The following is a 24,028-nucleotide window of genomic DNA, read 5'->3' on the forward strand; positions in this document are numbered from 1 at the left end:
CAAATCCGCGCGCGCCTGCCTGCCCCCGGCAGGCGCGACAAGCGCGCCCGCCCAGTCAGGCGCGCACGGATTACCCACCGCCTTTGAAATCCAACCCCTTCGGCCTCCGCGCTCGCAAGCTCCGGCCGACGAACCGGCGCGAGGCAATGCCTCGCCGTTGCCGGTTCGCGGTGTCCCTCAGCCGCAGAGCCCTGCCGGCGACCGGATGACGGACCCGGTCAGGCTTCGGCGGATGCATCGTAGAACGGCGTCATTTCCGCCACGATCACCGCGTTCTCCGCGAGCGCGCGGGCCATCAGGGCGCGTTCCTCCTCCGGCACCTCCTCGCCCGCGGCGAGGCGCTCGGGCAGCGTGCCGTGGCCGGTGACCTCGAGCGGCGCCAGCTCGGCCTGCCTCAGGATCGCGACCGTCTCGCGCACCGCCTCCTCCTCGTCCACACCGCCGGCGTAGCAGATCAGGCCGGCGCCGGTCGCCGCCTCCGGCAGCCCGTCGCCCGCCCTGCGCCCGACCTCGACCACCAGGGTATAGACCTGCTGAACCACGCCGCTCAGTCCCGCAGCAGCTCGTTGATCGAGGTCTTCGCGCGCGTCTGCGCGTCCACCCGCTTCACGATCACCGCGCAATAGAGATTGATGCCGTTCTTCGACGGCATCGAGCCCGCGACCACCACCGACCCGGCCGGAACCTCCCCATAGCTGACCTGCCCGGTCTCGCGATCCACGATCTTGGTCGAGCGGCCGATGAAGACGCCCATCCCGAGAACCGATCCCTCGCGGACGATGCAGCCCTCGACCACTTCCGAGCGCGCCCCGATGAAGCAATCGTCCTCGATGATCGTCGGCCCCGCCTGCATCGGCTCGAGCACGCCGCCGATCCCGACCCCGCCCGAGAGATGCACGTTGCGCCCGATCTGCGCGCAGGATCCCACCGTCGCCCAGGTGTCCACCATGGTGCCCTCGCCCACATGGGCGCCGAGGTTGACGAAACAGGGCATCAGCACCACGCCCGGCGCGATATAGGCCGAGCGGCGCACCACGCAGGTCGGCACCGCGCGGAAGCCGGCGCCGCGCCACTCGCGCTCGGCCCAGCCCTTGAACTTCGAATCCACCTTGTCCCACCAGCCGCCATCCTGCGGGCCGCCGGATTGCTGGCCCATGTCCTGCAGCCGGAAACCCAGGAGCACGGCCTTCTTGGCCCATTGGTTCACGCTCCAGACCCCGTCCTCGCCGCGCTCGGCGACGCGCAGGCTGCCGGTGTCCAGCGCCTCCAGCGTGGATTCGATCGCGCCGCGCGTCGCACCGCCGGTGTCCGGGGAGATCGTGTCGCGGATCTCCCAGGCCTCCTCGATCGCGAGCGCCAGTTCGGCATGGGTCGGGTGCGGCATGGACGGAACTCCGGCTTTGGCTCTGGCAGGGATCGGGGCGAAGCTATAGTCCGGTAACCGGGATCTGGCAATCTGACCCGAACTCCAGCGCTCCGGAGGCACGCAATGACCGATCAGAGGCGACCGCAGCGCCGCTTTCCCGACGCGCGCGAGGATCTGCGCCATTGGGAAGACATCCCCGACACGCCCCAGACCCTCTCGCCGAGCTATCGCCTCGCCTTCAGCGACGGCGAATTCCTCACCCGCGACGAGCTGCGCCCGGTGCGCCTGCAGCTCGAATTGCTCAAGACCGAAATGGCGCTGGCCGAGCGCGGCATCACCTCGACCGTGGTCATCATGGGCAGCGCGCGCATCCCGTCGCCCGAGACGGCCGGCGCGGGCGGGACCGGGCCGGCGGCGCTCGCGAACTGGTACGAGCAGGCCCGCGAATTCGCCCGCCTGACCTCCCTGCGCGCGCTCGCGACCGGCAACCGCGAGAACGTGGTCTGCACCGGCGGCGGTCCCGGCATCATGGAGGCCGGCAGCCGCGGCGCGGCCGAAGCCGGCGGCATCTCGGTGAGCCTCAACATCGTCCTGCCGCACGAGCAGGTGCCCAACCGCTACGGCACCCCGGAGCTCAGCTTCAACTTCCACTATTTCGCCGTGCGCAAGATGCATTTCCTGATGCGCGCCCGGGCGATCGCGGTCTTTCCCGGCGGCTTCGGCACGCTCGACGAGCTCTTCGAGGTGCTGACGCTGGTCCAGACCGGCCGCATGCAGCCCCTGCCGGTGCTGCTCTTCGGACGCGCCTTCTGGGACCGGGTCATCGACTGGTCGGCCCTGGTCGAGGCCGGCACCATCGCGCCCGCGGATCCCGGCATCGTCACCTTCGTCGAGACCGCTGCCGAAGCCTGGGCCGCCATCGACGCCTGGATTCCGCGCTGATCCGCCGGGCGGATCGGCGCGGGAACCTGATTGACCTGAGATGGCTGAGCGGGCCGGGGAGCTTCGCGGAACCGAAGCCTCCTCCGCATCGAAGGCCGGCCCGGGCCGGTCGCACCAGGGCTCGGGTGCAACCCGTCCCTGGCCGGCATTCTCCGCCCCGACTACTGGAACGTCTGGAGATAGGCGATGACGTCGTCGACCTCTTCAGGCTTCTTCAGGCCCGCGAAGCTCATCTTGTTGCCCGGGATGAAGCCCTTGGGATCGGCGAGATAGCCATGCAGGTTCTCGGTATTCCAGACGAAGCCTTCGGCGTTCTTCTCCATGAAGGCGTCGGAATACTTGAAGCCCTCGACCGCGGCTATGGGCCGGTCGATCACGTCCGTGAGCTCGGGGCCCACGCGATTCTTGGCGTCCGGGCCGACCATGTGGCAGGCCTTGCACTTGTTGAAGACCTTCTCGCCCTTTTCGGGATCGCCGTCGGCGAAGGCCGGAACGGCAAGCCCGGCGATCAGCACGGCCAGGGTCAGGCTCGTTCGAAGTGTCATCGTCTCTCTCCTCTCGGTTTCTTCGTCATGAGGAGGGAAACCCTTCGAATCCCCCCAGATTCCGTCATACGACGCAGGCCAACGCTTCGCCAAGCCGGATGAACCGCAGCGATGGCGGCCCTGATCTTCATGCCTCCGCCAGGGCGGGCATGCGCCCGAAACGCCGGACCCGTCCCTGCGAATCCGTTGCGATCACCGCGACACCCTGCGGCACCAGATCGCCGATCCGCTCGGGTCCGGAGACCGCGAAGGCGGTCGAGAGCGCATCGGCGGTTTCCGCCTCGGGCGCGATCACCGAGACGCCTCGCCAGAGCCCCGGCGAGCGCCCGTCGCGCGGATCGAAGAGGTGATGCCGCCCCGGCCCGAATCGCAGCGCGCCGGGCGCGCTCGTGGCCACGGCGCATTCCGCGAGCCGCAGCGCGAGCCCGGCCGCGGGCAGGACCACCCTGCGCCACGAGGCGCCGGGCAGGCGCATCTCGCCGGTATCGATCAGCGGCGCCACGAAGCCGCGGGCGCGCAGCAGCGCCGTCACCCGGTCGGCGATGGTGCCCTGGGCGATGCCGTTGAGCGTCAGCGCGCTGCCCGGCGCGAGCGCGATCCGCCCCGGAAGCACCTCGATCCGGGCCCGGCGCACGCGCTCGAGGCCGCTGCCTCCGGCAAGCCCGTCCGCCGCCTCGAGCCAGAGCGGCTGCACCGCGATGTCGAAGGCGCCTTCGGTCTTCCGCCGCCAATGTGCCGACGCGCCGAGCACCGCGACCAGGTCGCGCGCCGGCGCCTCCAGATACCCGGAGCGGTTCAGGACGGAGATCTGCGAACCCGCCCGGTTCAGGCTGAAGATGCGCTCGAGACGGCCGATCTCGGCCGCCGCCGCCGCCAACGCCGCCTCGACGTCCTCCCGGGGCCCGGCGAGGCGGATCTCCGCCTCCGCCCCCAGCGCCGAGCCGCGCCAGCGCCAGGTCTCCCGCCGCCTCGAGGCGAGGGCGAGCCCGGCGGCGGCGGCGACCAGGAATCGGCGGCGCGAGAAGCTCATGGCGCGACGCCCTCCGGCCGCGCGCGGGCGGCGCGGTTGGCGCGGGCCTTGAGCACGGTGCAGGTCGCCGGATCGTGGAAGATCATCTGGCACTTCAGGCAGAGCACGCATTCGTTGGGATTGATGCGCCCGATCGGGTCGATGGCGCCCACGGTGCATTTCGTCTCGCAGAGCCGGCATTCCCGGCCGCATTGCGGCCGGCGGCGCAGCCAGTCGAAGATCTTCAGCTTCGCCGGGATCGCCAGCGCCGCGCCGAGCGGGCAGAGATAGCGGCAATAGAACCGCTCGATGAAGAGCCCGGCGCTCAGCAGCGCCAGCGCGAAGAGCACGAAGGGCCAGGCGCGCAGGAAACGCATGGAGATCGCGGTCTTGAAGGGCTCCGCCTCGGCGAGGACCAGCGCCTGGTGCATCGAGTAGAACGAGAGCGCCAGGATCGCCATGAAGAGCGTGTACTTGATCACCCACAGGCGCTCGTGCAGCACGTAGGGAACCGCGATCTGCGGCACGCCGAGCCGCTGCGCCAGCGCGTTCGAAAGCTCCTGCAGCGCGCCGAAGGGGCAGAGCCAGCCGCAATAGACGCCGCGCCCCCAGAAGAGCAGGCCGAGCGCCACGAACCCCCAGAGGATGAAGATCACCGGCTCGATCAGGAAGGTCTCCCAGCGGAACCCGCTCAGGAGCGAATGCAGGAAGGCCACGACCTGCACGACGGAGAGCTGCCCGCCGGCGATCCACCCGAGCCAGACCAGCGTGACCGCGAGAAAGGCATAGCGGCCGTAGAGCCAGAGCTTCGGCCGCCGCACGAAGCTCTCCTGGAAGAAGAGGATCGCGCTCAGCGCCGTCAGCATCACGCCGAGGCCGGCGACCTGCGGGCGCTTGGCCTGCCAGGCCGAGATCCAGAGCGGCGCGACCTCCGGCGGCGGCGCGGGCGGCAGCAGGAATTCCGCCGGCAGGGTGTGGTCGAGCGGAATGCGGAACGCGACCTCGCCCGCGGCGGTCGGGCGGGTCGCGGTGACCTCGATGCGGAAGGGCGCCGTCGGGTCGAAGCGCGCCGCGTCGAGGCGAAAGACGCTCATCTCCTTCAGCGCCGGGGCATCGCCGGGGGCGAGACGGTCGACGCGCAGGAAATCGCCCTCCCTGAGCGCAATCGTCTCCTCGCCCTGGATCACCTCGATCCGCTCGAAGACGCCGGAGCGCCGCCTCTCGGTCCCGCGATGCGAATGCAGGCCGCGCGAGCCCAGGAAGATCGCCGAATCCCCAGGACCCAGCGCCGCCAGCACGCGGCTGTAGAGCGCCTGGCCGAGCAGGTTGCGGCCGATGGTCGGCGGATCGAGCACCGCCAGCCAGAGCTCGATGAAATCGCCCCCGCCCTCGGGGAGCGGCACCTTGGCGCCGGCGAGCGCCGCCCGCGCCTCGGCCATGGGCACGGCGGTCTGCGCCAGCGCGCCCTCGGCGCGGAGCTGGCCCCAGGTCCGGGGCTCGAAGCTCACCCGGTCGATGCCGGCGCCGCGCCCGCCGGCGAGGCCGCGGCCGAGCGCCAGCGTGCGGGCGGTGCGCAGGATGGCGTCGCGGACCACGCCGGTGGAGACCGTCGCGCGGGCGATGACATCGGGCAGGTCCGAGCGGGTGCCGAAGGCGGTCACCTGCTCGCGGTCCAGGTCGACGCCGGCAAAGGCGCCGACATAGGCGGCGATGTCCTCGGTCGAGATCCCGAGCGTCAGCACCGGCTCGTCGTGGCGCATGAGCTCCGCACCGGCGATGCGCGCATCGGGCGTCACCCCCACCAGCACGTCGATCGGGCGCCCCGAATAGCCGAGCGATCCCGCGGTCTCCCAGGTCGAGGCGATGTAGCCCACGACGCCCTCGGGGCCGAACACCGTCCAGCCCGGGGGCGAGGCATCGATGCGCTCGAGCCGCAGCGGGTCGGGGCCGGGAAAGAGGCGCTCGGCGATCGCGACATCCGGCGCGGCCGGGGCGATCGCGGCGCCTGCCTGCGAATCGAGGACGGCGGCGAGGGCGGGCGAGACCGCGCCCGGCAGGCAGAGGGCCAGGATGGCGATCAGGCACCGCAGGGGGCGCATCAGAAGCCGCATCGAACGCTCCAGAACCGTCGCCCCGACCCTTCCGCGCGGACCGGCCCGCCGCCTTAACGAAAGTCAAGGCGGCGCGACGGCCCAGGCCCCAGAGTGCGGCGATCTCAGCCAAGAAACGGAGAACCACGGGGATGACCATGTCGCGCACCTTTCGCAGGGCCGCGCTCTTCGCCAGCGCAGCGCTGCCGATGGCGATCGCCGCTTCGGGCCTGACTGCGCAGGAGAAGCCTGCGGGACACGGCGACACGCCCGCTGCGAAATACGTCTTCAGCGCCACCTCCATCGGCGAGATCGACGTGGAGGTCCCCGGCCTGAAGCCCGATGACCCGGTCATCACCCAGGAGGAATTCAACGAGGCCGCCACGATCTATTTCGAGCGCTGCGCCGGCTGCCACGGCGTGCTGCGCAAAGGTGCGACCGGCAAGCCGCTGACCCCCGACATCACGCGCGAGCTCGGCTACCAGCATCTGATCGACTTCATCACCTACGGCTCGCCCGCGGGCATGCCGAACTGGGGCACCTCCGGCGACCTGAGCGAGGCGCAGGTCGACCTGATGGCGCGCTACCTGCTGATCGAGCCGCCGGCCCCGCCGGAATTCGGTATGGCCGACATGCGCGCGAGCTGGAACCTGATCGTGCCGCCCGAGGATCGCCCGACCGAGCCGATGAACGACCTCGACCTCGACAACCTTTTCTCGGTCACTTTGCGCGATTCCGGCCAGGTGGCGCTGATCGACGGCGAGACCTACGAGATCCACAAGATCTTCGACACCGGCTATGCGGTGCACATCAGCCGCATCTCCGCCTCGGGGCGCTATCTCTTCGTCATCGGCCGCGACGGCAAGGTGAACATGATCGACCTCTGGATGGAGGAGCCCGCCACGGTCGCGGAGATCAAGATCGGCTCGGAGGCGCGCTCGATCGAAACCTCCAAGTTCGAGGGCTGGGAGGACAAATACGCGATCGCCGGCGCCTATTGGCCGCCGCAATACGTGATCATGGACGGCGACACGCTCGAGCCGCTCAAGATCGTCTCGACCCGGGGCATGATCTACGACGAGCAGGAGTACCACCCCGAACCCCGCGTCGCCTCGATCCTCGCCTCGCATTACAAGCCCGAGTTCATCGTCAACGTGAAGGAGACCGGCAAGATCCTGCTTGTGGACTATGCCGACATCCACAACCTCAAGACCACCGAGATCGAGGCCGAGCGCTTCCTGCACGACGGCGGGCTCGATTCGACGCACCGCTATTTCCTCGTCGCCGCCAACGCGCGCGGCAAGATCGTGGTGATCGACACCAAGGAAGGCGCGCTGACCGCCATCATCGAGACCGGCGGCCAGACGCCGCATCCCGGCCGTGGCGCGAACATCAACCATCCGACCTACGGACCCGTCTGGGTAACCTCGCATCTGGGCGACGAGACGGTGACGCTGATCGGAACCGATCCCGAGGGCCATCCGGACAATGCCTGGAAGGTCGTGCAGACGCTCTACGGGCTCGGCGGCGGCTCGCTCTTCGTGAAGTCGCATCCCAATTCGGATCACCTCTATGTCGACGCGACCCTCAACCCCGACGCCGAGACCTCCGCCTCCGTCGCGGTCTTCAAGGTCTCCGAACTGGACCAGGAGGAGCCGGAATACACCACGCTCCCGGTCGGCGAATGGGCGGGCATCGCCGAAGGCCAGCCGCGCGTCGTCCAGGGCGAGTTCAACGAGGCGGGCGACGAGGTCTGGTTCTCGGTCTGGAACGGCAAGGACCAGGAATCGGCCATCGTCGTGGTCGACGACAAGACCCTGGAGCTCAAGCACGTGATCAAGGATCCGCGGCTCATCACCCCGACCGGAAAGTTCAACGTGTTCAACACCCGGGCCGACGTCTACTGACGAGGTCCGACAGGCGGCGGAGGGGCGGGAACCCTCCCGTGGGCTCGTCGGGGCAGGAGGATCGCTTGGCCAAGCTGGAACCTGTGCTTCTCGTCGGGGCCGGACCGGGCGATCCCGATCTGCTGACCGTCCGGGCGATGAAGGCGATCGGGCGGGCCGGGGCGATCGTTCACGACCGGCTGGTTTCGCCCGAGATTTTGGCCCTCGCCCGCGATGACGCCCTGCTGGTGCCGGTGGGCAAGACGCCACGTCACCATCCCGTGCCGCAGGAGCGCATCAACGCCATCCTGATCGACCTGGCCCTCCGCGGCCTCGCCGTGGTCCGGCTGAAGGGCGGCGATCCCTTCGTCTTCGGGCGGGGGGGAGAAGAGGCGCTTGCGCTGCGCGCCGCCGGGATCCCGGTCGAGGTCGTGCCCGGCATCACCGCAGCCCAGGGCGCCGCGGCAGCCGTGGGCGCGCCGCTGACCCAGCGCGGCCTCGCGACCGGACTGCGCTACGTCACCGGCCATTGCCACGGCGACGGCCCGCTCGATCTCGACTGGGCAGGCCTCGCCGACCCCGGGACCACGCTGGTGGTCTACATGGGCGTCGCCACCATGGCCGAGATCGCCGCGCGGCTCATGGCCCACGGCATGCCCGGGGACCTGCCGGTGCTCGCCGTGGCCGAGGCCACGACCCCGCGCGAACGGCGGCTGGTCTCGCGCCTCGACGCCATCGCCCGCGACGCCCGCGAGGCCGGGCTCGCCGCGCCCGTGCTCTTCGTCGTCGGACGGGTCGCCGCGCTCGCCGCCCCGCCGCCCCTCGCCGCGCAGCTCCGCGCCATGGCCGCGAATGCCTAGGCTCGCGCCCCTGCTCGCCCTGCTGGCCGCCCCGGCCGCCGCCGGGGCGCTGCCGCCCGATCGCGCCGCGGAGCTCGAGCATCTGGTGCGCCAGGATTGCGGCGCCTGCCACGGCATGACGCTCGCCGGCGGACTCGGCCCCGACATCCGCCCCGCGGCGCTGACCGCGCTGGACCGGACCGCACTGGTCTCGGTCATCCTCGACGGCCGGCCCGGAACCGCCATGCCGCCCTGGCGCCCGCTGCTCAGCGAGGCGGAGGCGGCCTGGATCGCGGAGTACCTCAGGAGGGGGGACGCGCCGTGATCCGCCTCCTCGCCCTCCTCCTCCTCGCCGCCCTGCCGGCCCGGGCCGACGATCTGCGCGGCACCGGCGATCTCGGCGTCGTCGTCGAGCGCGCCAGCGGCTCGCTCCTGATCGTCGACCGCTCCGAGCGCGCCGCCATCGGCCGGATCGAGGGCCTGGGCGATCTCTCGCACGCCTCCGTCGTCTTCTCTTCCGACGAGCGCTTCGCCTATGTCTTCGGCCGCGACGGCGGGCTGAGCAAGGTCGACCTCCTGGCGCAGGAGATCGCCGGACGGGTCCTGCAGGCGGGCAATTCCATCGGCGGCGCGATCTCCGACGACGGCAGCCTCGTGGCGGTGTCGAACTACGACCCGGGCGGCATCCGGGTCTTCGACGCCGAAACGCTGGCCCCCGTGGCCGACATCCCCACCGGCTCCAAGACCCTTGGGCTGGTCGACGCCCCCGGCCGCCGCTTCGTCTTCTCGCTCTGGGAGGCCGGCGAGACATGGATCGCCGATTTCTCCGCCGGCCCCGAGCCGGCGATCACCCGCATCCCCGGCACCGGTGCCAATCCCTATGACGCGCTGATCTCCGGCAACGGCCGGACCTATATCGCCGGGCTCTTCGGCGAGGACGGGCTGGCCGCCATCGACCTCTGGGCCGATCCGCCCGCGGCGCGGCGCATCCTCGACGGCTACGGCCGGGGCGAGCAGGCGCTCCCGGTCTACAAGATGCCGCATCTCGAAGGCTGGGCGCTGGCGGGCGAGCATTTCGTCCTGCCCGCCGTCGGCCGGCACGAACTGCTCTGGGTGGATTCCCGCAGCCTCGAGGAAACCGGGCGCACCGCCGTCCACGGGCAGCCGGTCTTCGCCGTCGCCCGCCCGGACGGCCGGCAGGTCTGGGTGAATTTCGCGCATCCCGACAACGACACGATCCAGGTGATCGACACGCCGTCGGGCGAGATCGTCGCGGCGCTGAAGCTCGGCCCCGCGGTCCTGCACATGGAATTTGCGCCGCGCGGCCAGGAGGTCTGGGTCTCGGTCCGCGACGCCGGGCGGGTCGCGATCTACGACACCACCACCTTCCAGAAGCTCGGCGAGATCCCCGCCGAAAGCCCCTCGGGCATCTTCTTCACCGCCCGCGCCCACCGGACCGGACTATGACCATGCAATGCCGGTTCGATCCGATCGACTGCGCCCTTCTCGACAGGTGGCAGCGCGACCTGCCCCTGGTGCCGCGGCCCTTCGCCGCCATCGCCGCCGCGCTCGATCTCGGCGAGGGCGACGTGCTCATGCGCCTCGGACGGCTCGCCGCGACCGGGGCGATCAGCCGCATCGGCGGCACCTGCCGCCCCAATACCGCCGCGGCCAGCACGCTCGCCGCCGTCTCCGCGCCCGCGCATCGCGTGGACGAGGTGGCGGGCGCGATCAGCGCCGAGCCCGGCGTGAACCACTGCTATCTGCGCGAGCACGCGATCAACATCTGGTTCGTCGCCACCGGCCCCGACCGGGCCCATGTGGACGCCACGCTCGCGCGCATCGCCCGGGCGACCGGCTTCGAGGTGCTCGACCTGCGGCTGGTCCGCCCGTTCAACGTCGATCTCGGCTTCGGGCTCGAAGGGGCATCGCTCCCTCTGCCCCTGCCCCGCGACACCGATACCGCCGCGATCGCGCCGGGCGACGGCGCGATCATCCAGGCGCTCTGCGAGGGGCTGCCGATCCTGCCGCGTCCCTATGCCGCGGTCGCGGCGGCGCTCGGCCGCCCCGAGACCGAGCTGCTCGAGCGCATCCGGATCCTCTCCGCCGCCGGCGTGATCGGCCGCGTCGGCGTCATCGTCCGCCACCGGGCGCTCGGCTGGACCTCGAACGCCATGGTCGTCTGGCAGGTCGAGGAGGCGGCGATCGAAGCGGCCGGCCGCAGCCTCCTCGCCGTGCCGGGGGTCACGCTCTGCTACCAGCGCCGGCCGGCGGGCGCGATCTGGCCCTTCACGCTCTATTGCATGATCCATGCGCGTTCGCGCCCGGAAGCCATGGCGGTCCTGGGGCGGGCGACCGAGGCGGCGGGCCTCGCCGGGGTTCCCTCGGCCGTGCTCTTCTCCCTGAGATGCTTCAAGCAGCGGGGCGCCCTTGTCGCCGTCAGCGAAGGAGCGGCCGCATGACCCGAAAGGCCCCGCCCGAGATCGACGCGCTCGACCGCCGCATCATCGCCGGCCTGCAGGAGGGCTTCCCGCTGGTGCCCGAGCCCTATGCCGAGGTCGCCGCCGGCTTCGGCGTGACGGAGGCGGAGCTGATCGCCCGGCTGAAGCGCCTGCGCGAGCATGGCGCGATCACCCGCTTCGGGCCCTTCCTCGATGCCGCGGCCATGGGCGGCGCCTTCTGCCTCTGCGCCATGGCCGTGCCGGAAGCGGATTTCGAGCGCATCGCGGCGGTGGTCAACGCCCATCCCGAGGTCGCGCACAACTACGCCCGCAGCCACCGGCTCAACATGTGGTTCGTGCTCGCGACCGAGACCCCGGCGGGCATCGCGGAGACCGCCGACGCGATCGAGCGCGAGACCGGCCTCGGCGTGCTGGGCTTCCCCAAGCTGCTCGAGTTCTTCATCGGCTTCCGGGTGGCGGCATGAGGCTCGACCCCACCGAAAGGCGCATCGTCGCGGCCACCCAGGCCGGGCTCGACTTCACGCCGCGGCCCTACCTTGCGGTCGCCGAACGCCTCGGCCTCGACGAGGCCGAGGTGATCGCGCGGATGTCGGGGCTCCTGGCGCGCGGCGTGATCCGCCGCATCGGCGCGGCCCCCAACCATTACGCGCTCGGGCTGAGCGCGAACGGCATGACGGTCTGGGACGTAGAGGATGGCGAGGCCGGACGGCTCGGCGCCATGGTCGGCGCGCGCGAGGACGTCAGCCATTGCTACCTGCGGCCGCGCGCCCTGCCCGACTGGCCCTACAATCTCTTCGCCATGCTGCATGGCGCGGACCGCGCCGAGGTAGAGACGCGCCGCGCCGAGATCGCGGCGCTGCTCGGGGCATCCTGCCGCGGCAGCGACGTGCTCTATTCCACCCGCATCCTGAAGAAATCCGGCCTGCGCCTGGCCGGTGGAGCGAGCTGATGTTCCGCCTATCCCACTACATGCACGAACTTGTCGCGCCGAGCGCGCCGCGCCGCCGCCGGCCGGGGCCGGTCAAGCCGGTCGTGATCTGGAACCTCACCCGGCGCTGCAATCTCCGCTGCCGGCACTGCTACACCACCTCGGCCGACGTCGCCTTTCCGGGCGAGCTCACCCACGAGCAGGCGATGGCGGTGGTCGAGGATCTCGCGGGCTTCCGCATCCCCGCGCTGATCCTCTCGGGCGGCGAGCCGCTCTCGCGCTTCGACTTCTTCGAGATCGCCACCCGCGCCCGCGAAGCCTGCCGCTATCTCGCGCTCTCCACCAACGGCACCGCGCTCGTCGGCGAGACCGCCGACCGGATCGCGGAGATCGGCTTCGACTATGTCGGCATCAGCCTCGACGGCATCGGCACGGTCAACGACCGCTTCCGCGGCAAGGAGGGCGCCTTCGCCGAGGCGCTCGCCGGGGTGCGGGCCTGCAAGGCGCGCGGCATCAAGGTGGGCCTGCGCTTCACCATGACCCGCGACAACGGCGCGCAGCTGCCCGAAATGCTCGACCTCTGCGCCGCCGAAGGCATCGACAAGTTCTACCTCTCGCATCTCGTCTATGCCGGCCGCGGCGACAAGAACCGCGGCGAGGACGCCGAGCGCGAAAGGTCCCGCACGGCCATCGCCTTCCTCGTCGAGCGCGCCTGGGCGGCGATCGAGGCCGGCGAGCCGTTCGAGATCGTCACCGGCAACAACGACGCCGATGCGGTCTGGTTCCTGCGCTGGGCCGAGGAACGCTTCCCGCCCGAGCGTATCGCCCATCTGCGCGCCGCGCTCGAAGCCTGGGGCGGCAATTCCGCCGGCCTGGGCGTCGCCAACATCGACCCGCAGGGCAAGGTGCATCCCGATACCTACTGGTCGGGCTATACGGTCGGCAGCGTCAAGGACCGGCCCTTCACCGCGCTCTGGACCGGCGACGACGCGATGCTCGCGGCCCTGCGGCAGCGTCCGCGCCCGCTCGAAGGCCGCTGCGGCGCCTGCGCCTACAAGGCGGTCTGCGGCGGCAATACCCGCATCCGCGCGCTGCAGCTGACCGGGAATCCCTGGGCCGAGGATCCGGCCTGCTTCCTTTCCGACGCCGAGATCGGCGTCGAAGGCACGGGCGAGCGCCTCGACGTCTCCCCCTTCCGCGGCAAGCGCCATGATCCGGTTCATCGCTACGCTTAGCCTCGCGGCCCTGGCTTCGGCCCCGGGCCACGCCACGGAGCCGGCGGAGCTTTTCGCCGCCCATTGCGCCGAATGCCACGGGCCGAGCCGCCTCGGCGGCATCGGCCCGGCGCTCCTCCCCGAGACGCTGGGGCGCATGCGCGGCCCGGTCCTCGCCGAGGTCATCGCCGCGGGGCGCGCCAACACGCAGATGCCCGCCTTCTCCGGCAGCCTCGGCGCGGACGAGATCGCGACCCTCGCCGCCTATCTCGAGACTCCGCTCGCCGAGGTCCCGCCCTGGGGCCCCGAGGAGATCGCCGCCAGCCGCAGCCTCGATCCGGAATATGTCCCCGCCGCGGCGCCGGCCTTCGATGCCGATCCGATGAACCTCTTCGTGGTGGTGGAAAGCGGCGACCACCACATCAGCGTGCTCGACGGCGACCGCTTCGAGGTGCTCGACCGCTTCCCCACCCCCTTCGCGGTGCATGGCGGCCCGAAATTCTCGCCCGACGGGCGCTTCGTCTTCGTGATGTCCCGCGACGGCTGGGTGCAGAAATACGACCTCTGGAGCCTCCACGAGGTCGGCCGCATCCGCGCCGGGCTCAACAGCCGCAACATCGCGATCTCCCACGACGGGAAATGGCTCGCGGTGGCAAACTACCTGCCGGCGACCGTGACGATCCTCTCGACGGAAGATCTCTCCGTCGCCCGCGTGATCGCGGTGGCCGACCGCAAGGGCAATCCCTCCCGCGTCTCGGCGGTCTACCAGGCGCCGCCCCGCGCGAGCTTCATCCTCGCGCTGAAGGACGCGCCCGAGATCTGGGAGATATCGACCGACCCCGAGGCGCCACCCCGGCACGAGGGCTTCGTGCACAGCTTCGAGACGGGCATGGAAGAGGCGCTGGCCTCCTCCGAGGGCCTCTTCGCGCGGCGCCGGATCGAGGTCGCCCAGCCACTCGACGATTTCTTCTTCACCCCCGACTACCGCAACCTGATCGGCGCCGCCCGCGACGGCGAGCACGGCGTGGTCGTCAACCTCGCCACCGGCCGCGAGATCGCCGAGCTGCCGCTCACGGGCCTGCCGCATCTCGGCTCGGGCATTTCCTGGACGCTCCAGGGCCGCCGGGTGATGGCGACGCCGCATCTGGGCGAGCCGCGGCTCTCGGTCATCGACCTCGAAACCTGGGAGGTGGTGGCCACCATCGACATGCTCGGCCCGGGCTTCTTCCTGCGCAGCCACGAGACCTCGCCCCATGTCTGGGCCGACGTCTTCTTCGGCCCCGACCGCGACGCGATCCATGTCATCGACAAGGAGACGCTGGAGATCCTGCGCACCCTGCGGCCCATCCCCGGCGCCACCGCCGCCCATGTGGAATTCGACCGCTGGGGCCGGCATGCGCTCGTCAGCATCTGGGAGGACGATGGCGCCTTGATCGTCTACGATGCCGCCACACTTGAAGAGCTCAAGCGGCTGCCGATGCGAAAACCCTCTGGCAAGTACAATGTCTGGAACAAGATCACCTTCTCCGACGGCACCAGCCACTGAAACCGCGGCGCTGATCGTCGCCCATGGCCAGCCCTCCGATCCCGGGGGGCCCGAGGCGTTGATGGCCGACCTCGCCCGCGCCGTGGCGCGGCTCCTGCCCGGTTGGCGCATCCGGGGCGCGACCCTCGCCGGAGCGGGGACGCTCGAGGCCGCGCTGGCCGGGCTCGGCCCGGGCCCGGTGATGGTCTATCCGCATTTCATGGCCGACGGCTGGTTCGTGCGGCTGCAGATACCAGAGCGGCTCCGGGCCGCCGGGCGCCCGGAAGCCGCGGTCCTGCCGCCCTTCGGGCTCGCCCCGGAAACCGCGGCCCTCGCGCTGCGCCTCGCGCGCGAGGGCGCCGCGGCACATGGGCTCGCCCCGGAGGCATCGACCCTGCTTCTCGCCGCCCATGGCTCGCCCTCGGACCCGCGCCCGGCGGCCGTGACGCGGCGCGTCGCCGCCGCCATCGCCCGGGCCGGGCACTTCCGCTCGGTCCGCGTCGGCTTCGTCGACGAGGAGCCGCGCCTGGCAGTGGCCGCGCGCCTCGCCGGCCCGGCGCTCTGCCTGCCGTTCTTCGCCGCCCGGAACAGCCATGTGGAGGTCGATCTCCCCGAAGCCCTCGCCGAGGCGGGCTTCCCCGGCCCCATCCTGCCACCGGTCGGCACCGATGCGGCGGTGCCGCGCATCATCGCCGATGGCCTCGCAAGGGCGGCGCTGGCCCGGGTCGCCTGAGCAGCGGGGGCATGCCGGGGCATGTTGGGAAAAGCCCGCGCCCCGCGCGGCCCCGTGGCCTGGGCCACCGCATCGCTCGAGAGCGCCCGATTGCGCAGGACGGGGAAGGCGCCGGCACGCCCCGCAGCGATGCCGAGCCCACCGCGACGGGCGCGGCATTCCCGCAACGACGGTGATCGGCAGGCTGTAGCTCCGGCCGCTCGGCCCGGCGCCGCTCCGCGCCCGAAGGAGGAACAGGCACTGCGGGCACCCATGCCGGTGTTTCCCCGAGCCATTCGCCGAAAGACGCCCTCGGCCGGCCTCAGGCCTTGGCCTCCACGACGAAATGCAGGGTGGCCACGCCGTGGCCGCCGCTCGGCTCGCCGAGCGAGATCGCGCCTTCGCCGCTGAGCACCATCGTCCGGCGGCAAAGCTCGTATTCGCGCCCGTCGCCGGCCACCACATAGCTGCCGGTCGAGCTGTGGTCGGTGAATTCCACGAGGCCGCGCGCCACTGCCACCGTCGCATGCCGCCGCGAGACATAGGGCTCGGTCACCACCAGGTCGCAGGCGAGCGCCCGACCGACCGAGAGCGTCTCGCCCTCGCCGATCCGCCAGTCCGCGCCGCCGAAGCGCAGGAGCACCGAATGCGCCCAGCGTCCCGCATCGCGCGCCGGCACCGCCTCGACCTCGGTCAGCTGGCTCGCATCCGCCGCCAGATAGGAATAGACCTCCGAGGGCGCCGCCTTGCCCTTGAGATGGATCGCGCCGATCGCCGTAAGCCGGCCGCGCTCCACCGGACCGAGGCGCGCGAAGACGGTATCGCCGAGCAGAAGCTCCCCGGGCTTGGCGAGCGCCGCGAGCCGCGCCGCCGTATAGACGGGCTTGCCGTAGACATTCCCCCCCAGCCGCACCAGATCGCCCCAGTAGAGGCCCGCATGGATCGACAGGATTTGCGACGGCCCCTCGACCAGCATCCGGCGCGCGGCAAGAAACGCCCGGTCCGGATCGTCGAAAAGGCAGAGTACATCGTCCCCCTTGGAGCTGACGTACTCGCCACCCTCACGATGAATGACGGCTTGCAATCGATTGAGGCATTGGTCAATCTCCTGCAGGGCGCGTTCGTTCCCGTCGCGCTCGTAAAGGGGTGTGCTGCCCGATATGTCCGCGATCAGCACGGCTGCGGTCGTCATGGCGCAGGCATCTCCGGACGGCCCCGACGAGGGCCATGAGCCGAGCCTAGCAGATTCGGCCCGGCGGCCGAGGTGGAAATCGTCCGGATCGCGGCATCCGCCGCACCGGCACGCGACAATGGGGTTCCTGACATGCACGACTTCCTTCACAGATCGGCGCTGCTTTCGGCAGCGGTCGCCGCCCTCGGCCTCGCCGTACCCGCTGAGGCGCAGGAATCCAACGCCTGCCCGGTGGACGGCTGCGAGGTCGCGATCGCTTCGGCGGCGGCGGATGGCAGCGAACTCGCCCTGGTCTTCGAGGCCAATTTCCTGCCCGACATGTCCAAGAACCACATCCATGTCTGGTGGGGCGAGAACTTCACCGTCCGCCAGGTCAGCAACAACGCCGAGCCGACCTATGGCGTCGAACAGGGCGACTGGCACCCGACCGCCGATTATCCCGGCTATGTCACCACCGGCGCGGCATCGACCGAATTGCGCGGCGAGGCGGTGACGCTCTGCGTCTCGGCGGCCGACCGCAACCACGACATTCTCGACCCGGAGAAGGTCGCCTGCTACGATGCCGCGTCGCTCCTCCAGCAATGAGCGCAGATGGCCGTTCCCGACTATGTTGGGCGCTATGTGGTGCGGCGGGAGATCGCTCGCGGCGCCTTCGCGACGGTCACGCTCGCCTGGGATGAGGAACTCGAGTCCCAGGTCGCCATAAAGATCCTCGATTGCGGCGCGGACGGCCGCGGCGCGGATTTTCAGGCGCGCTTCATCGAGGAGGCGCGCCTGCTGCGCCGGATCCGGTCGCACAGCGTCATCGGCGTGCACGACGTCGGGCGCCTGCCGGACGGGCGCCCCTATATCGTCATGGATTTCGCCGATCTCGGCACCCTGACCCGCAAGGTCGCGGAGGCTGCCGTGCAGGGGCGCGACGGGCCGATGCGCGGGCTCGACCTCGACGGCACCATGGCGCTCGTGGACGCCATGGCCGACGGGCTGGCGGCGATCCACCGCGCGGGCGTGGTGCACCGCGACATCAAGCCCGACAACATCCTCTTCCAGAGCATGGGCAACCCGGCCCCGCGGCCCGGCGGCCACCTCGGCTCCGGGCCGGCGGACGCGCGCGCCGAGCGCATCATGATCGCCGATCTCGGCATCGCCAAGGATCTCGCCAAGCGCGGCGACACCATGACGCTGATCGGCGGGACGCCCGCCTTCCGCGCCCCCGAACAGCTCGACCGCGAGGCCCAGGTCACGCCCGCGGCGGATGTCTTCGCCGCCGCGGCGGTGCTCTGGTACGCGATCGCGGGCGAGCCGCCGCCGCCACCGGGCGAAACCGAAGCGGCGCTCGACCGGCTCCCCGAGGCCTGGCGGCCGCTCATGCGCGAGGCGCTGGCGCCGGTGCCGCAGGATCGCATCGAGACCATCGACTCGTTCCGCGCCGCGGCGCATGACGCCATGGCCCGGCTCGCCGCCTCCCGGCCGACGGAGGTGCTCGGGACCGAGGCCGCCCGCTCGGGCGCGGGCGCGAACGACGCCGCCTGCCCCTATCTCGGCCTCGGGGCCTTCCAGCCCGAAGACAGCGGCAAGTTCTTCGGGCGCGAGACCATGGTCGAGAACCTGCTCCAGCGCATGCGCGCCCAGCGTGTGCTCGTCATCGGCGGGCCCTCGGGCAGCGGCAAGTCCTCGCTGATCCGCGCCGGCCTCGTCGCTTCCCTGCGCGACGGCGCCATCCCCGGCAGCGAGCACTGGCAGATCGACGTCTTCACGCCGGGGCGCGACGCCCTGTCGGAGCTCTTCTTCCGGCTGCGGGGCGGGTCCACGGAAGCGGGCGCCGCGGGCATCGGCCTCGACGACTTCCTCGCCCGCCCGACGCTCGCCCGCCAGGTCGCGGCGGAAGGCGGCCGCGCTGCCGGCCGCGTGCTCGTGGTCGACCAGTTCGAGGAGCTCTTCACCCTCAACGGCCCCGGCCAGCGGCAGGGCTTCATCGATGCCCTGGCGGCGATCACCGATCCCTCCGACAGCGTCTTCCGCATCGTGCTCGCGATCCGGGCCGATTTCTATGCCGCCTGCGCCGCCCTGCCCTGGCTCGCCGAAGCCATCACCCACAACCAGATCCTCGTGGGGCCGATGAGCGCCCCGGAACTCCGCCGGGCGATCGTCGAGCCGGCGCGGGCCGCGGGCTATTACCTGGAGCGCAACCTCGTCGATGCCATCGTCGACGACGCCGGCGGCGAGGCGGGCTCGCTGCCGCTGATCTCCCATGCCCTGGTCGAGACCTGGGCGCGCCGCAAGGGCTCGACGCTGACGCTCGAAGGCTACCGCGGCACCGGCGGCGTCGCCGGCGCGATCCGCCAGACCGCCGACAGGGTCTTCGACGAGCGCTTCGACGACACCGAGCGCGCCACCGCCCGGCGGCTCCTGCTCAATCTCGTGACGCCCGGCGAGGGGACCTCCGATTCGCGCCGCATCCTCGACCGCGCCGAGCTCGACCGCGCCCAGGACGCCGATGCCCTGCACCGGGTGATCGAGCGGCTGACCGAAGCCCGGCTCCTGACCGTGGACGACCGCAGGGTGCAGATCGCCCACGAGGCGCTCCTGCGCTCCTGGCCGCGGCTGCGCGAGTGGATCGACGAATCCCGCGCGGATCTGCGCGTGCGCGTGCGCCTCGTCCAGCTCGCCGAGGACTGGATCGCCGGCGAGCGCGACCCCGACCTCCTGCTCCGCGGCGGCCGCCTGGTCTTCGCGCTCGAATGGCTGGAGAAGAACGCCGAGACCGCCGGGGCGCTCGAACGCGACTTCCTCGACGCCTCGGTGGAGGCGAGAGACCGGGCCGAGGCCGCCGCGGCCGCGGGCGAGGCCCGTGCCCGCCGCCGCCGCGCGGTGGCGATCGGCGCCCTCAGCCTGCTCGCCGCCGGCGCCACCGCCGCCTCCATCGTCGCCTTCACCGAATCCCGCCGCGCCCGGCTGAACGAAGGCATCGCGCAGGATGCGACCGCGGTCGCCACCGAGCGCTTCGCCAGCGCGCTCGGCGCGGTCTCGCTGGGGCTCGTGACCGAGGATCCGCTGCTGGCGCTCGAACTCGCGGCGCAATCCATGGGCCAGGCGGCCTCGCCCGCCGCCACCTTCGACGCACGCGCCGCCCTGGTCGCCGCGCGCCGGGTGCTCGCCGCCGGATCGCCCGTCCCCCTGGGCAGCGCCGTCGCCGCGGGCGATGCCCATTCGCTGGCGCTGAGCGCGGATGGCGCCTTCGCGGCGCTCGGCCGGCGCGACGGCACCGTGGCCATGCTCGACGCCCGCAGCCGCCAGCCCGTCGGCGACCAGGTCGAGGCCGGCATCGGCGGCATCGAGGATCTCGTCTTCACCCCCGACGGGGCCTCGCTGGTCGCCGTCGGCACGTCCGGCCAGCTGGTCCGCTGGCCCGTCGCGGAGGGGTCGCTGGGAATGCCCATGCCGATCGGCACGGCGGCGGACGTGCTCTGGGGCGCGGCCATCGACCCCGGCGGCGACGTGGTCGCCTCGGTCGGCGAGGAGGGCGCGATCCGGCTCTGGGACCTGCAGGGCGGCGAGACGGCGCAGAGCCCGCTGGCCCATCGCAGCGGCGACTTCACCAGCGTCGCCTTCAGCCCCGACGGCGAGGCGATCCTGGCCGGCGCCGGGTCGGGCGAGATCTTCGCCTGGCACTATCCCTCCGGCGGCCCGGTCTTCCCGCCGATCACCGAGGCGCATTCCAGCGACGTCTGGCAGCTCGCCTTCAGCCCCGCGGGCGACCTCTTCGCCACCGCCAGCAGCGACGGGACCTCGGCGCTGGCGAGCTTCCCCGGCGGCGAGCTGCTCGGAACCGCCTTCGCGCCCGGCGACCACGTCGCCGCGCTCGCCTTCGCCCCCGGTGGCGGCACGCTCTACGGGGGAACCTCCGGCGGCCGCCTCGCGGTCTGGGACGTCGCGGCGGGCGGGGCCGCCGGCGCCTCGCCCCCCGGCCACCAGGGCGCCGTGCTCGACCTCGCCGCTTCCGCCGACGGCCGGGACGCGGCGAGCCTCGGTGCCGACCAGCTGGTGCGCTTCTGGCGGCTCGACAGCGCCCCGCCGCTGGCCCTCACCCACCGGGTTCCGGGCGCGCGCGCCAAGAGCGTCGCGCTCGGGACCGGGCTCGTCGCCACCGGCGACGACAGCGGCGCGGTCACGCTCCGGGATGCCGGTGGCACGGCGCCGCCGCGGGTCTTCCACGGCCACGAGGACGCGGTCTGGGCGGTCGCGCTCTCGCCCGACGGATCGCTGCTCGCCAGCGCCGACCGCAGCGGACAGGTCCGGCTGCGCGAGACCGCCTCCGGCGCGGAGGTCGCCCATCTCGCCGCCGCCCCCGACGCGATCTGGTCGCTCGCCTTCCTGCCCGACGGCAAGGGGCTGCTGAGCGCCAGCGACACCACGCTGCGGCTCTGGGATCTCGACACCGGCGCGGAGCGGCGCAGCTTCGGCCCCTTCGCCGGCGCGATCACCCGCGCCGCGGTCTCCTCGGACGGCAGCCGCATCGCCGCGGCCCTCACCTCCGGACAGGTCGCGGTCTGGGACACCGCCACCGAATCCGCGCCCTTGCGGCTCATGGTGGACGACGACGTGATCTGGACCGTCGCCTTCAGCCCGAACGGCCGCTACCTCGTCGCCGGCTCGAGCGACGAGGTCGTCTCGGTCTGGGCGGCCGACACCGGCGCAAAGATGTCCGAATTCGCAGGCCATGCCGGCGGCGTCACCGACGCGATCGTGCTCGAGGACAACGTCACCATCGTCGCCGCCGACCGACGCGGCGGGCTGCATGTCTGGGATCTGCAATCGGGGCGGCGCATCGCGGATCTGCCGGGCGCCCACGGCGCCACGATCTGGCGGCTGGCCCGGCACCCCGACGGCACGCGCTTCGCCTCGGCCGGGGACGACGGCGCGGTGCGGCTCTGGGACATCCTCAGCGTGCCGCGGGCCTGCGAACTGGCGCGCGGGAGCTTCGACGCCGCGCGGCGGACCCGCTATCTCGGCGAGTCCGACGCGCCGGACGTCTGCGACGCGATGCCGGCCCCCTGAACGCACGAACGCGGCCACGAGGGCCGCATTCGTCACAACGGAACCGGGCACAATCACCTTCACGCACACACTCAACCCGTGTCGGCAAGCCTCAGAAATCGATCCGGAAAACGCTGCAGCGCCAGCGAGACGTCGACTTCGGGCAGCAGGCTCCGCAATTCCCCCACGATCGACCGGACATCGCCGAAGGGCGCGACGAGATCGACGATCCAGAGATCGGGGCCGCTGCGCCAGCCGTCCCCCTCGATGCGGCCGTCCCGCGCCAGCCCCGCCGCCCCGGCATCGAGCCAGGCCCAGGTCGCGAATCCCACCGGCATGCCGCGGCGGTGAAACACCCGCGCCTGCCCCAGCGACAGCGGGTGCAGCAGGTTGCGCTCGACCTCCTCGGGACCCCATCCGGCGTGGCTCGGCGACCGGCGCAGGAGCCACAGCATCTCGCCCATCTGGCGATACCGTTCCGCGGCCGCGGGTCCGGGACCATCTCCCTCGTAGAACCGATCCTCCGGCATTTCCGTCTCCCCTGCCACCATGCCCGCAGAAGACACCGAATCCTGAGCCCGCGCAGTGACGCCCGTCACAGCCGCGTGCTGAGAACGCGGCACGACGGCCCGTAAGGTACGGACGAGCAATGCCTACACGACGCAGACCGGAGTGACTTTCGAGCGAACCGATCCGGACCGAGCGATCAACCTTGATTGAACTTTGGTTAACGCGAGAGCGTTTATCAAACGATTCCAAGATGATAGCAAGATGCGCGCGCGCGCACATTCCCGGACCGGGTGCTCCGTCGGTCTGGAACGCCCCTAGAGCTCCGCCACCTCCGCCAGCGCCTCGGGATCGGCGATCACCACCACGCCGCCGTCGAGCCGCACCAGCCCCTCGTCGGCGAGTGCCCGGAGATGGCGGTTGACGTTCTCCCGCGCCAGGCCGGAGAACTCGCCCAGATCCGATTGCGACAGCGGCTCGGTGATCCGGATTGCCCCGCCGGATTCGGGACGTCCCCATTTGTCGGCGATCCGCATCAGGCAGCGCGCCAGCCGCGTGCGCGCCGCCACCTGCGTCTGGTCCTCGAACATCTCCGAGGCGTTGCGGGCCTTGGCGCAGAGCTCGGCGATCAGCCCCATCATCGCCTCGGGATTCTGGGCGAGGAAGCTCATCACCTCCGCACGCGGCAGGCTGACCAGGGTCACCGCGCCCGCCGCCGTGGCATCGGCGCTGCGGTCGAGGTTGTCGAGCACCGCGATCTCGCCCAGCACCTCCCCCGGCCCCATATGGGCGAGCACCGAACGCCGCCCGCCCAGCGCGGTGACGCTGACCTCCACGCGGCCCTCCTCGATCAGGTAGAGCGCCCGCCCCGGATCGCCGCGCAGGAAGATCGCCTCGCCGGCGCCGTATCGCCGGCGCGTGCCCCGCGCCAGCAGGCCCTCGCGCGCCGCGCGGTCGAGCAGGCCGAGCCATCCGCCCGGCGCAGCATCGCTCCGCCCGCCCACGGCCGGCGCCCGGTCAGGCCAGATCCGCCGGCAGCAAGGCCTCCGGCATGTTCTGGTAGCAGACCGGCCGCAGGAAGCGCCGGATCGAGAGCGTGCCCACCGAGGTCGCGCCGAAATTGGTCGAGGCCGGATAGGGACCGCCGTGCACCATCGCATCCGCCACCTCGACGCCCGTCGGGAAGCCGTTCGCGAGGATCCGCCCCGCCTTGCGCTCCAGCACCGGCAGGAGTGCCCGCGCCGCCTCGCCATCCTCCGCATCCATGTGCAGCGTGCAGGTGAGCTGCCCGTGCAGCGAGCGCGCGATCGCCTGCATCTCGTCGAAATCGGCGGCGCTGACCACCAGCCCGAGCGGCCCGAAGACTTCCTCGCCCAGCACCGCGTCGGCGAGCCAGTCGCGCCCCGTGGTCGCATAAAGATAGGGCGTCGCATTGCGCAGGTCGCAGGTCGAGGTCAGCACCTCGCGCACGCCCGAGGCGGCCGAGATCCGGTCGCGCCCGGCACGGAAGGCCGCCGCGATGCCGTCGGTCAGCATGGTCTGCGCCCCGACCGGCTCCAGCGCCGCCGCCGCGGCCTCGGCGAAGGCCCGCGCCTCGGGGCCGTCGATCACCACGGCGATGCCGGGATTGGTGCAGAACTGCCCCGCCCCCATGGTCAGCGACCCGGCCCAGCCCTTGGCGATCTCGGCGCCGCGCGCCTCGAGCGCCGCGGGCAGCAGAAACATCGGATTGACCGAGCCGAGCTCGCCGAAGAACGGGATCGGTTCGGGCCGC

21 protein-coding genes and 1 pseudogene are annotated in these 24,028 nt (G+C 71.7%); 13 read left to right on the plus strand and 9 right to left on the minus strand.

Annotation, left to right across the window (positions count from 1 at the left end; translation table 11 throughout):
* Nucleotides 1-218: 218 nt before the first annotated feature.
* Both V7050_RS05175 and dapD read right to left on the minus strand, forming a co-directional pair.
* Nucleotides 219-542, minus strand: a complete 324-nt coding sequence (locus tag V7050_RS05175) for a hypothetical protein (protein ID WP_324366523.1) — start codon at nucleotides 540-542, stop codon at nucleotides 219-221.
* Between the two features lie 5 nt (nucleotides 543-547).
* Nucleotides 548-1,384: a 2,3,4,5-tetrahydropyridine-2,6-dicarboxylate N-succinyltransferase gene (dapD, locus tag V7050_RS05180; protein WP_324366522.1), complete on the minus strand. Its 837-nt coding sequence runs from the start codon at nucleotides 1,382-1,384 to the stop codon at nucleotides 548-550.
* A gap of 105 nt (nucleotides 1,385-1,489) precedes the next feature.
* On the opposite strand from dapD, the gene V7050_RS05185 reads away from it, so the two are divergent.
* A complete protein-coding gene (locus V7050_RS05185) occupies nucleotides 1,490-2,308 on the plus strand; it encodes an LOG family protein (protein ID WP_324366520.1) in 819 nt (272 codons plus the stop codon).
* A 161-nt stretch (nucleotides 2,309-2,469) separates the two neighbouring features.
* Here the strand turns inward: V7050_RS05185 and V7050_RS05190 are convergent, their stop codons facing one another.
* The 3 genes from V7050_RS05190 to V7050_RS05200 form a co-directional block, all read right to left on the minus strand.
* Entirely contained in the window at nucleotides 2,470-2,853 is a 384-nt protein-coding gene (locus V7050_RS05190) for a c-type cytochrome (RefSeq protein ID WP_324366518.1), read from the minus strand.
* Nucleotides 2,854-2,980: 127 nt separating this feature from the next.
* A complete protein-coding gene (locus V7050_RS05195) occupies nucleotides 2,981-3,883 on the minus strand; it encodes an FAD:protein FMN transferase (protein WP_324366517.1) in 903 nt (300 codons plus the stop codon).
* Nucleotides 3,880-5,973 (minus strand): 4Fe-4S binding protein, encoded by a 2,094-nt coding sequence (locus V7050_RS05200; RefSeq protein WP_324366515.1) that lies wholly within the window; start codon nucleotides 5,971-5,973, stop codon nucleotides 3,880-3,882. Before V7050_RS05200 ends, V7050_RS05195 begins: the two co-directional genes overlap by 4 nt.
* Before the next feature lie 131 nt (nucleotides 5,974-6,104).
* Between V7050_RS05200 and V7050_RS05205 the strand changes: the two genes are divergently transcribed.
* From V7050_RS05205 to V7050_RS05250, 10 genes are all read left to right on the plus strand, one after another.
* Nucleotides 6,105-7,859: a cytochrome D1 domain-containing protein gene (locus V7050_RS05205; RefSeq protein ID WP_324366514.1), complete on the plus strand. Its 1,755-nt coding sequence runs from the start codon at nucleotides 6,105-6,107 to the stop codon at nucleotides 7,857-7,859.
* A gap of 65 nt (nucleotides 7,860-7,924) precedes the next feature.
* Nucleotides 7,925-8,698, plus strand: a complete 774-nt coding sequence (gene cobA, locus V7050_RS05210) for a uroporphyrinogen-III C-methyltransferase (protein ID WP_324366512.1) — start codon at nucleotides 7,925-7,927, stop codon at nucleotides 8,696-8,698.
* Nucleotides 8,691-9,002, plus strand: a complete 312-nt coding sequence (locus tag V7050_RS05215) for a c-type cytochrome (protein ID WP_324366510.1) — start codon at nucleotides 8,691-8,693, stop codon at nucleotides 9,000-9,002. The genes cobA and V7050_RS05215 overlap by 8 nt, the downstream gene beginning before the upstream one ends.
* Nucleotides 8,999-10,144, plus strand: a complete 1,146-nt coding sequence (locus V7050_RS05220; RefSeq protein WP_324366507.1) for a cytochrome D1 domain-containing protein — start codon at nucleotides 8,999-9,001, stop codon at nucleotides 10,142-10,144. Before V7050_RS05215 ends, V7050_RS05220 begins: the two co-directional genes overlap by 4 nt.
* Nucleotides 10,141-11,139: a siroheme decarboxylase subunit beta gene (gene ahbB, locus V7050_RS05225; protein ID WP_324366506.1), complete on the plus strand. Its 999-nt coding sequence runs from the start codon at nucleotides 10,141-10,143 to the stop codon at nucleotides 11,137-11,139. The genes V7050_RS05220 and ahbB (V7050_RS05225) overlap by 4 nt, the downstream gene beginning before the upstream one ends.
* A complete protein-coding gene (locus tag V7050_RS05230) occupies nucleotides 11,136-11,603 on the plus strand; it encodes an Lrp/AsnC family transcriptional regulator (RefSeq protein WP_324366504.1) in 468 nt (155 codons plus the stop codon). Before ahbB (V7050_RS05225) ends, V7050_RS05230 begins: the two co-directional genes overlap by 4 nt.
* On the plus strand, nucleotides 11,600-12,088 hold the full coding sequence (gene ahbB / locus V7050_RS05235; protein ID WP_324366502.1) for a siroheme decarboxylase subunit beta: 489 nt from the start codon (nucleotides 11,600-11,602) through the stop codon (nucleotides 12,086-12,088). Before V7050_RS05230 ends, ahbB (V7050_RS05235) begins: the two co-directional genes overlap by 4 nt.
* Nucleotides 12,088-13,302 carry a heme d1 biosynthesis radical SAM protein NirJ gene (gene nirJ / locus V7050_RS05240; RefSeq protein WP_324366500.1) on the plus strand — a complete coding sequence of 405 codons (1,215 nt, stop codon included), beginning with the start codon at nucleotides 12,088-12,090 and terminating at the stop codon, nucleotides 13,300-13,302. The genes ahbB (V7050_RS05235) and nirJ overlap by 1 nt, the downstream gene beginning before the upstream one ends.
* Nucleotides 13,277-14,827 carry a cytochrome D1 domain-containing protein gene (locus tag V7050_RS05245; RefSeq protein ID WP_324366498.1) on the plus strand — a complete coding sequence of 517 codons (1,551 nt, stop codon included), beginning with the start codon at nucleotides 13,277-13,279 and terminating at the stop codon, nucleotides 14,825-14,827. Before nirJ ends, V7050_RS05245 begins: the two co-directional genes overlap by 26 nt.
* A gap of 61 nt (nucleotides 14,828-14,888) precedes the next feature.
* Nucleotides 14,889-15,539, plus strand: a complete 651-nt coding sequence (locus tag V7050_RS05250; RefSeq protein WP_324366496.1) for a CbiX/SirB N-terminal domain-containing protein — start codon at nucleotides 14,889-14,891, stop codon at nucleotides 15,537-15,539.
* A 301-nt stretch (nucleotides 15,540-15,840) separates the two neighbouring features.
* On the opposite strand, the gene V7050_RS05255 is transcribed toward V7050_RS05250, so the two are convergent.
* A complete protein-coding gene (locus tag V7050_RS05255) occupies nucleotides 15,841-16,710 on the minus strand; it encodes an FHA domain-containing protein (protein ID WP_324366494.1) in 870 nt (289 codons plus the stop codon).
* A gap of 132 nt (nucleotides 16,711-16,842) precedes the next feature.
* Between V7050_RS05255 and V7050_RS05260 the strand changes: the two genes are divergently transcribed.
* Nucleotides 16,843-17,295, plus strand: a complete 453-nt coding sequence (locus V7050_RS05260) for a hypothetical protein (RefSeq protein ID WP_324366492.1) — start codon at nucleotides 16,843-16,845, stop codon at nucleotides 17,293-17,295.
* 6 nt (nucleotides 17,296-17,301) lie between these two features.
* Nucleotides 17,302-21,768 carry a WD40 repeat domain-containing serine/threonine protein kinase gene (locus V7050_RS05265; protein ID WP_324375092.1) on the plus strand — a complete coding sequence of 1,489 codons (4,467 nt, stop codon included), beginning with the start codon at nucleotides 17,302-17,304 and terminating at the stop codon, nucleotides 21,766-21,768.
* Between the two features lie 71 nt (nucleotides 21,769-21,839).
* Here V7050_RS05265 and V7050_RS05270 read toward each other — a convergent pair whose 3' ends face one another.
* The 3 genes and pseudogenes from V7050_RS05270 to V7050_RS05280 form a co-directional block, all read right to left on the minus strand.
* Nucleotides 21,840-22,277 carry a toxin-activating lysine-acyltransferase gene (locus tag V7050_RS05270; protein WP_324370388.1) on the minus strand — a complete coding sequence of 146 codons (438 nt, stop codon included), beginning with the start codon at nucleotides 22,275-22,277 and terminating at the stop codon, nucleotides 21,840-21,842.
* A 294-nt stretch (nucleotides 22,278-22,571) separates the two neighbouring features.
* Nucleotides 22,572-23,258 carry a Crp/Fnr family transcriptional regulator gene (locus V7050_RS05275; RefSeq protein WP_324370390.1) on the minus strand — a complete coding sequence of 229 codons (687 nt, stop codon included), beginning with the start codon at nucleotides 23,256-23,258 and terminating at the stop codon, nucleotides 22,572-22,574.
* Nucleotides 23,259-23,271: 13 nt separating this feature from the next.
* Nucleotides 23,272-24,028: pseudogene (locus tag V7050_RS05280) on the minus strand (aldehyde dehydrogenase (NADP(+))); the annotation flags it as partial.

It is taken from the genome of Amaricoccus sp., assembly GCF_036846665.1.
Taxonomy (GTDB): domain Bacteria; phylum Pseudomonadota; class Alphaproteobacteria; order Rhodobacterales; family Rhodobacteraceae; genus Amaricoccus.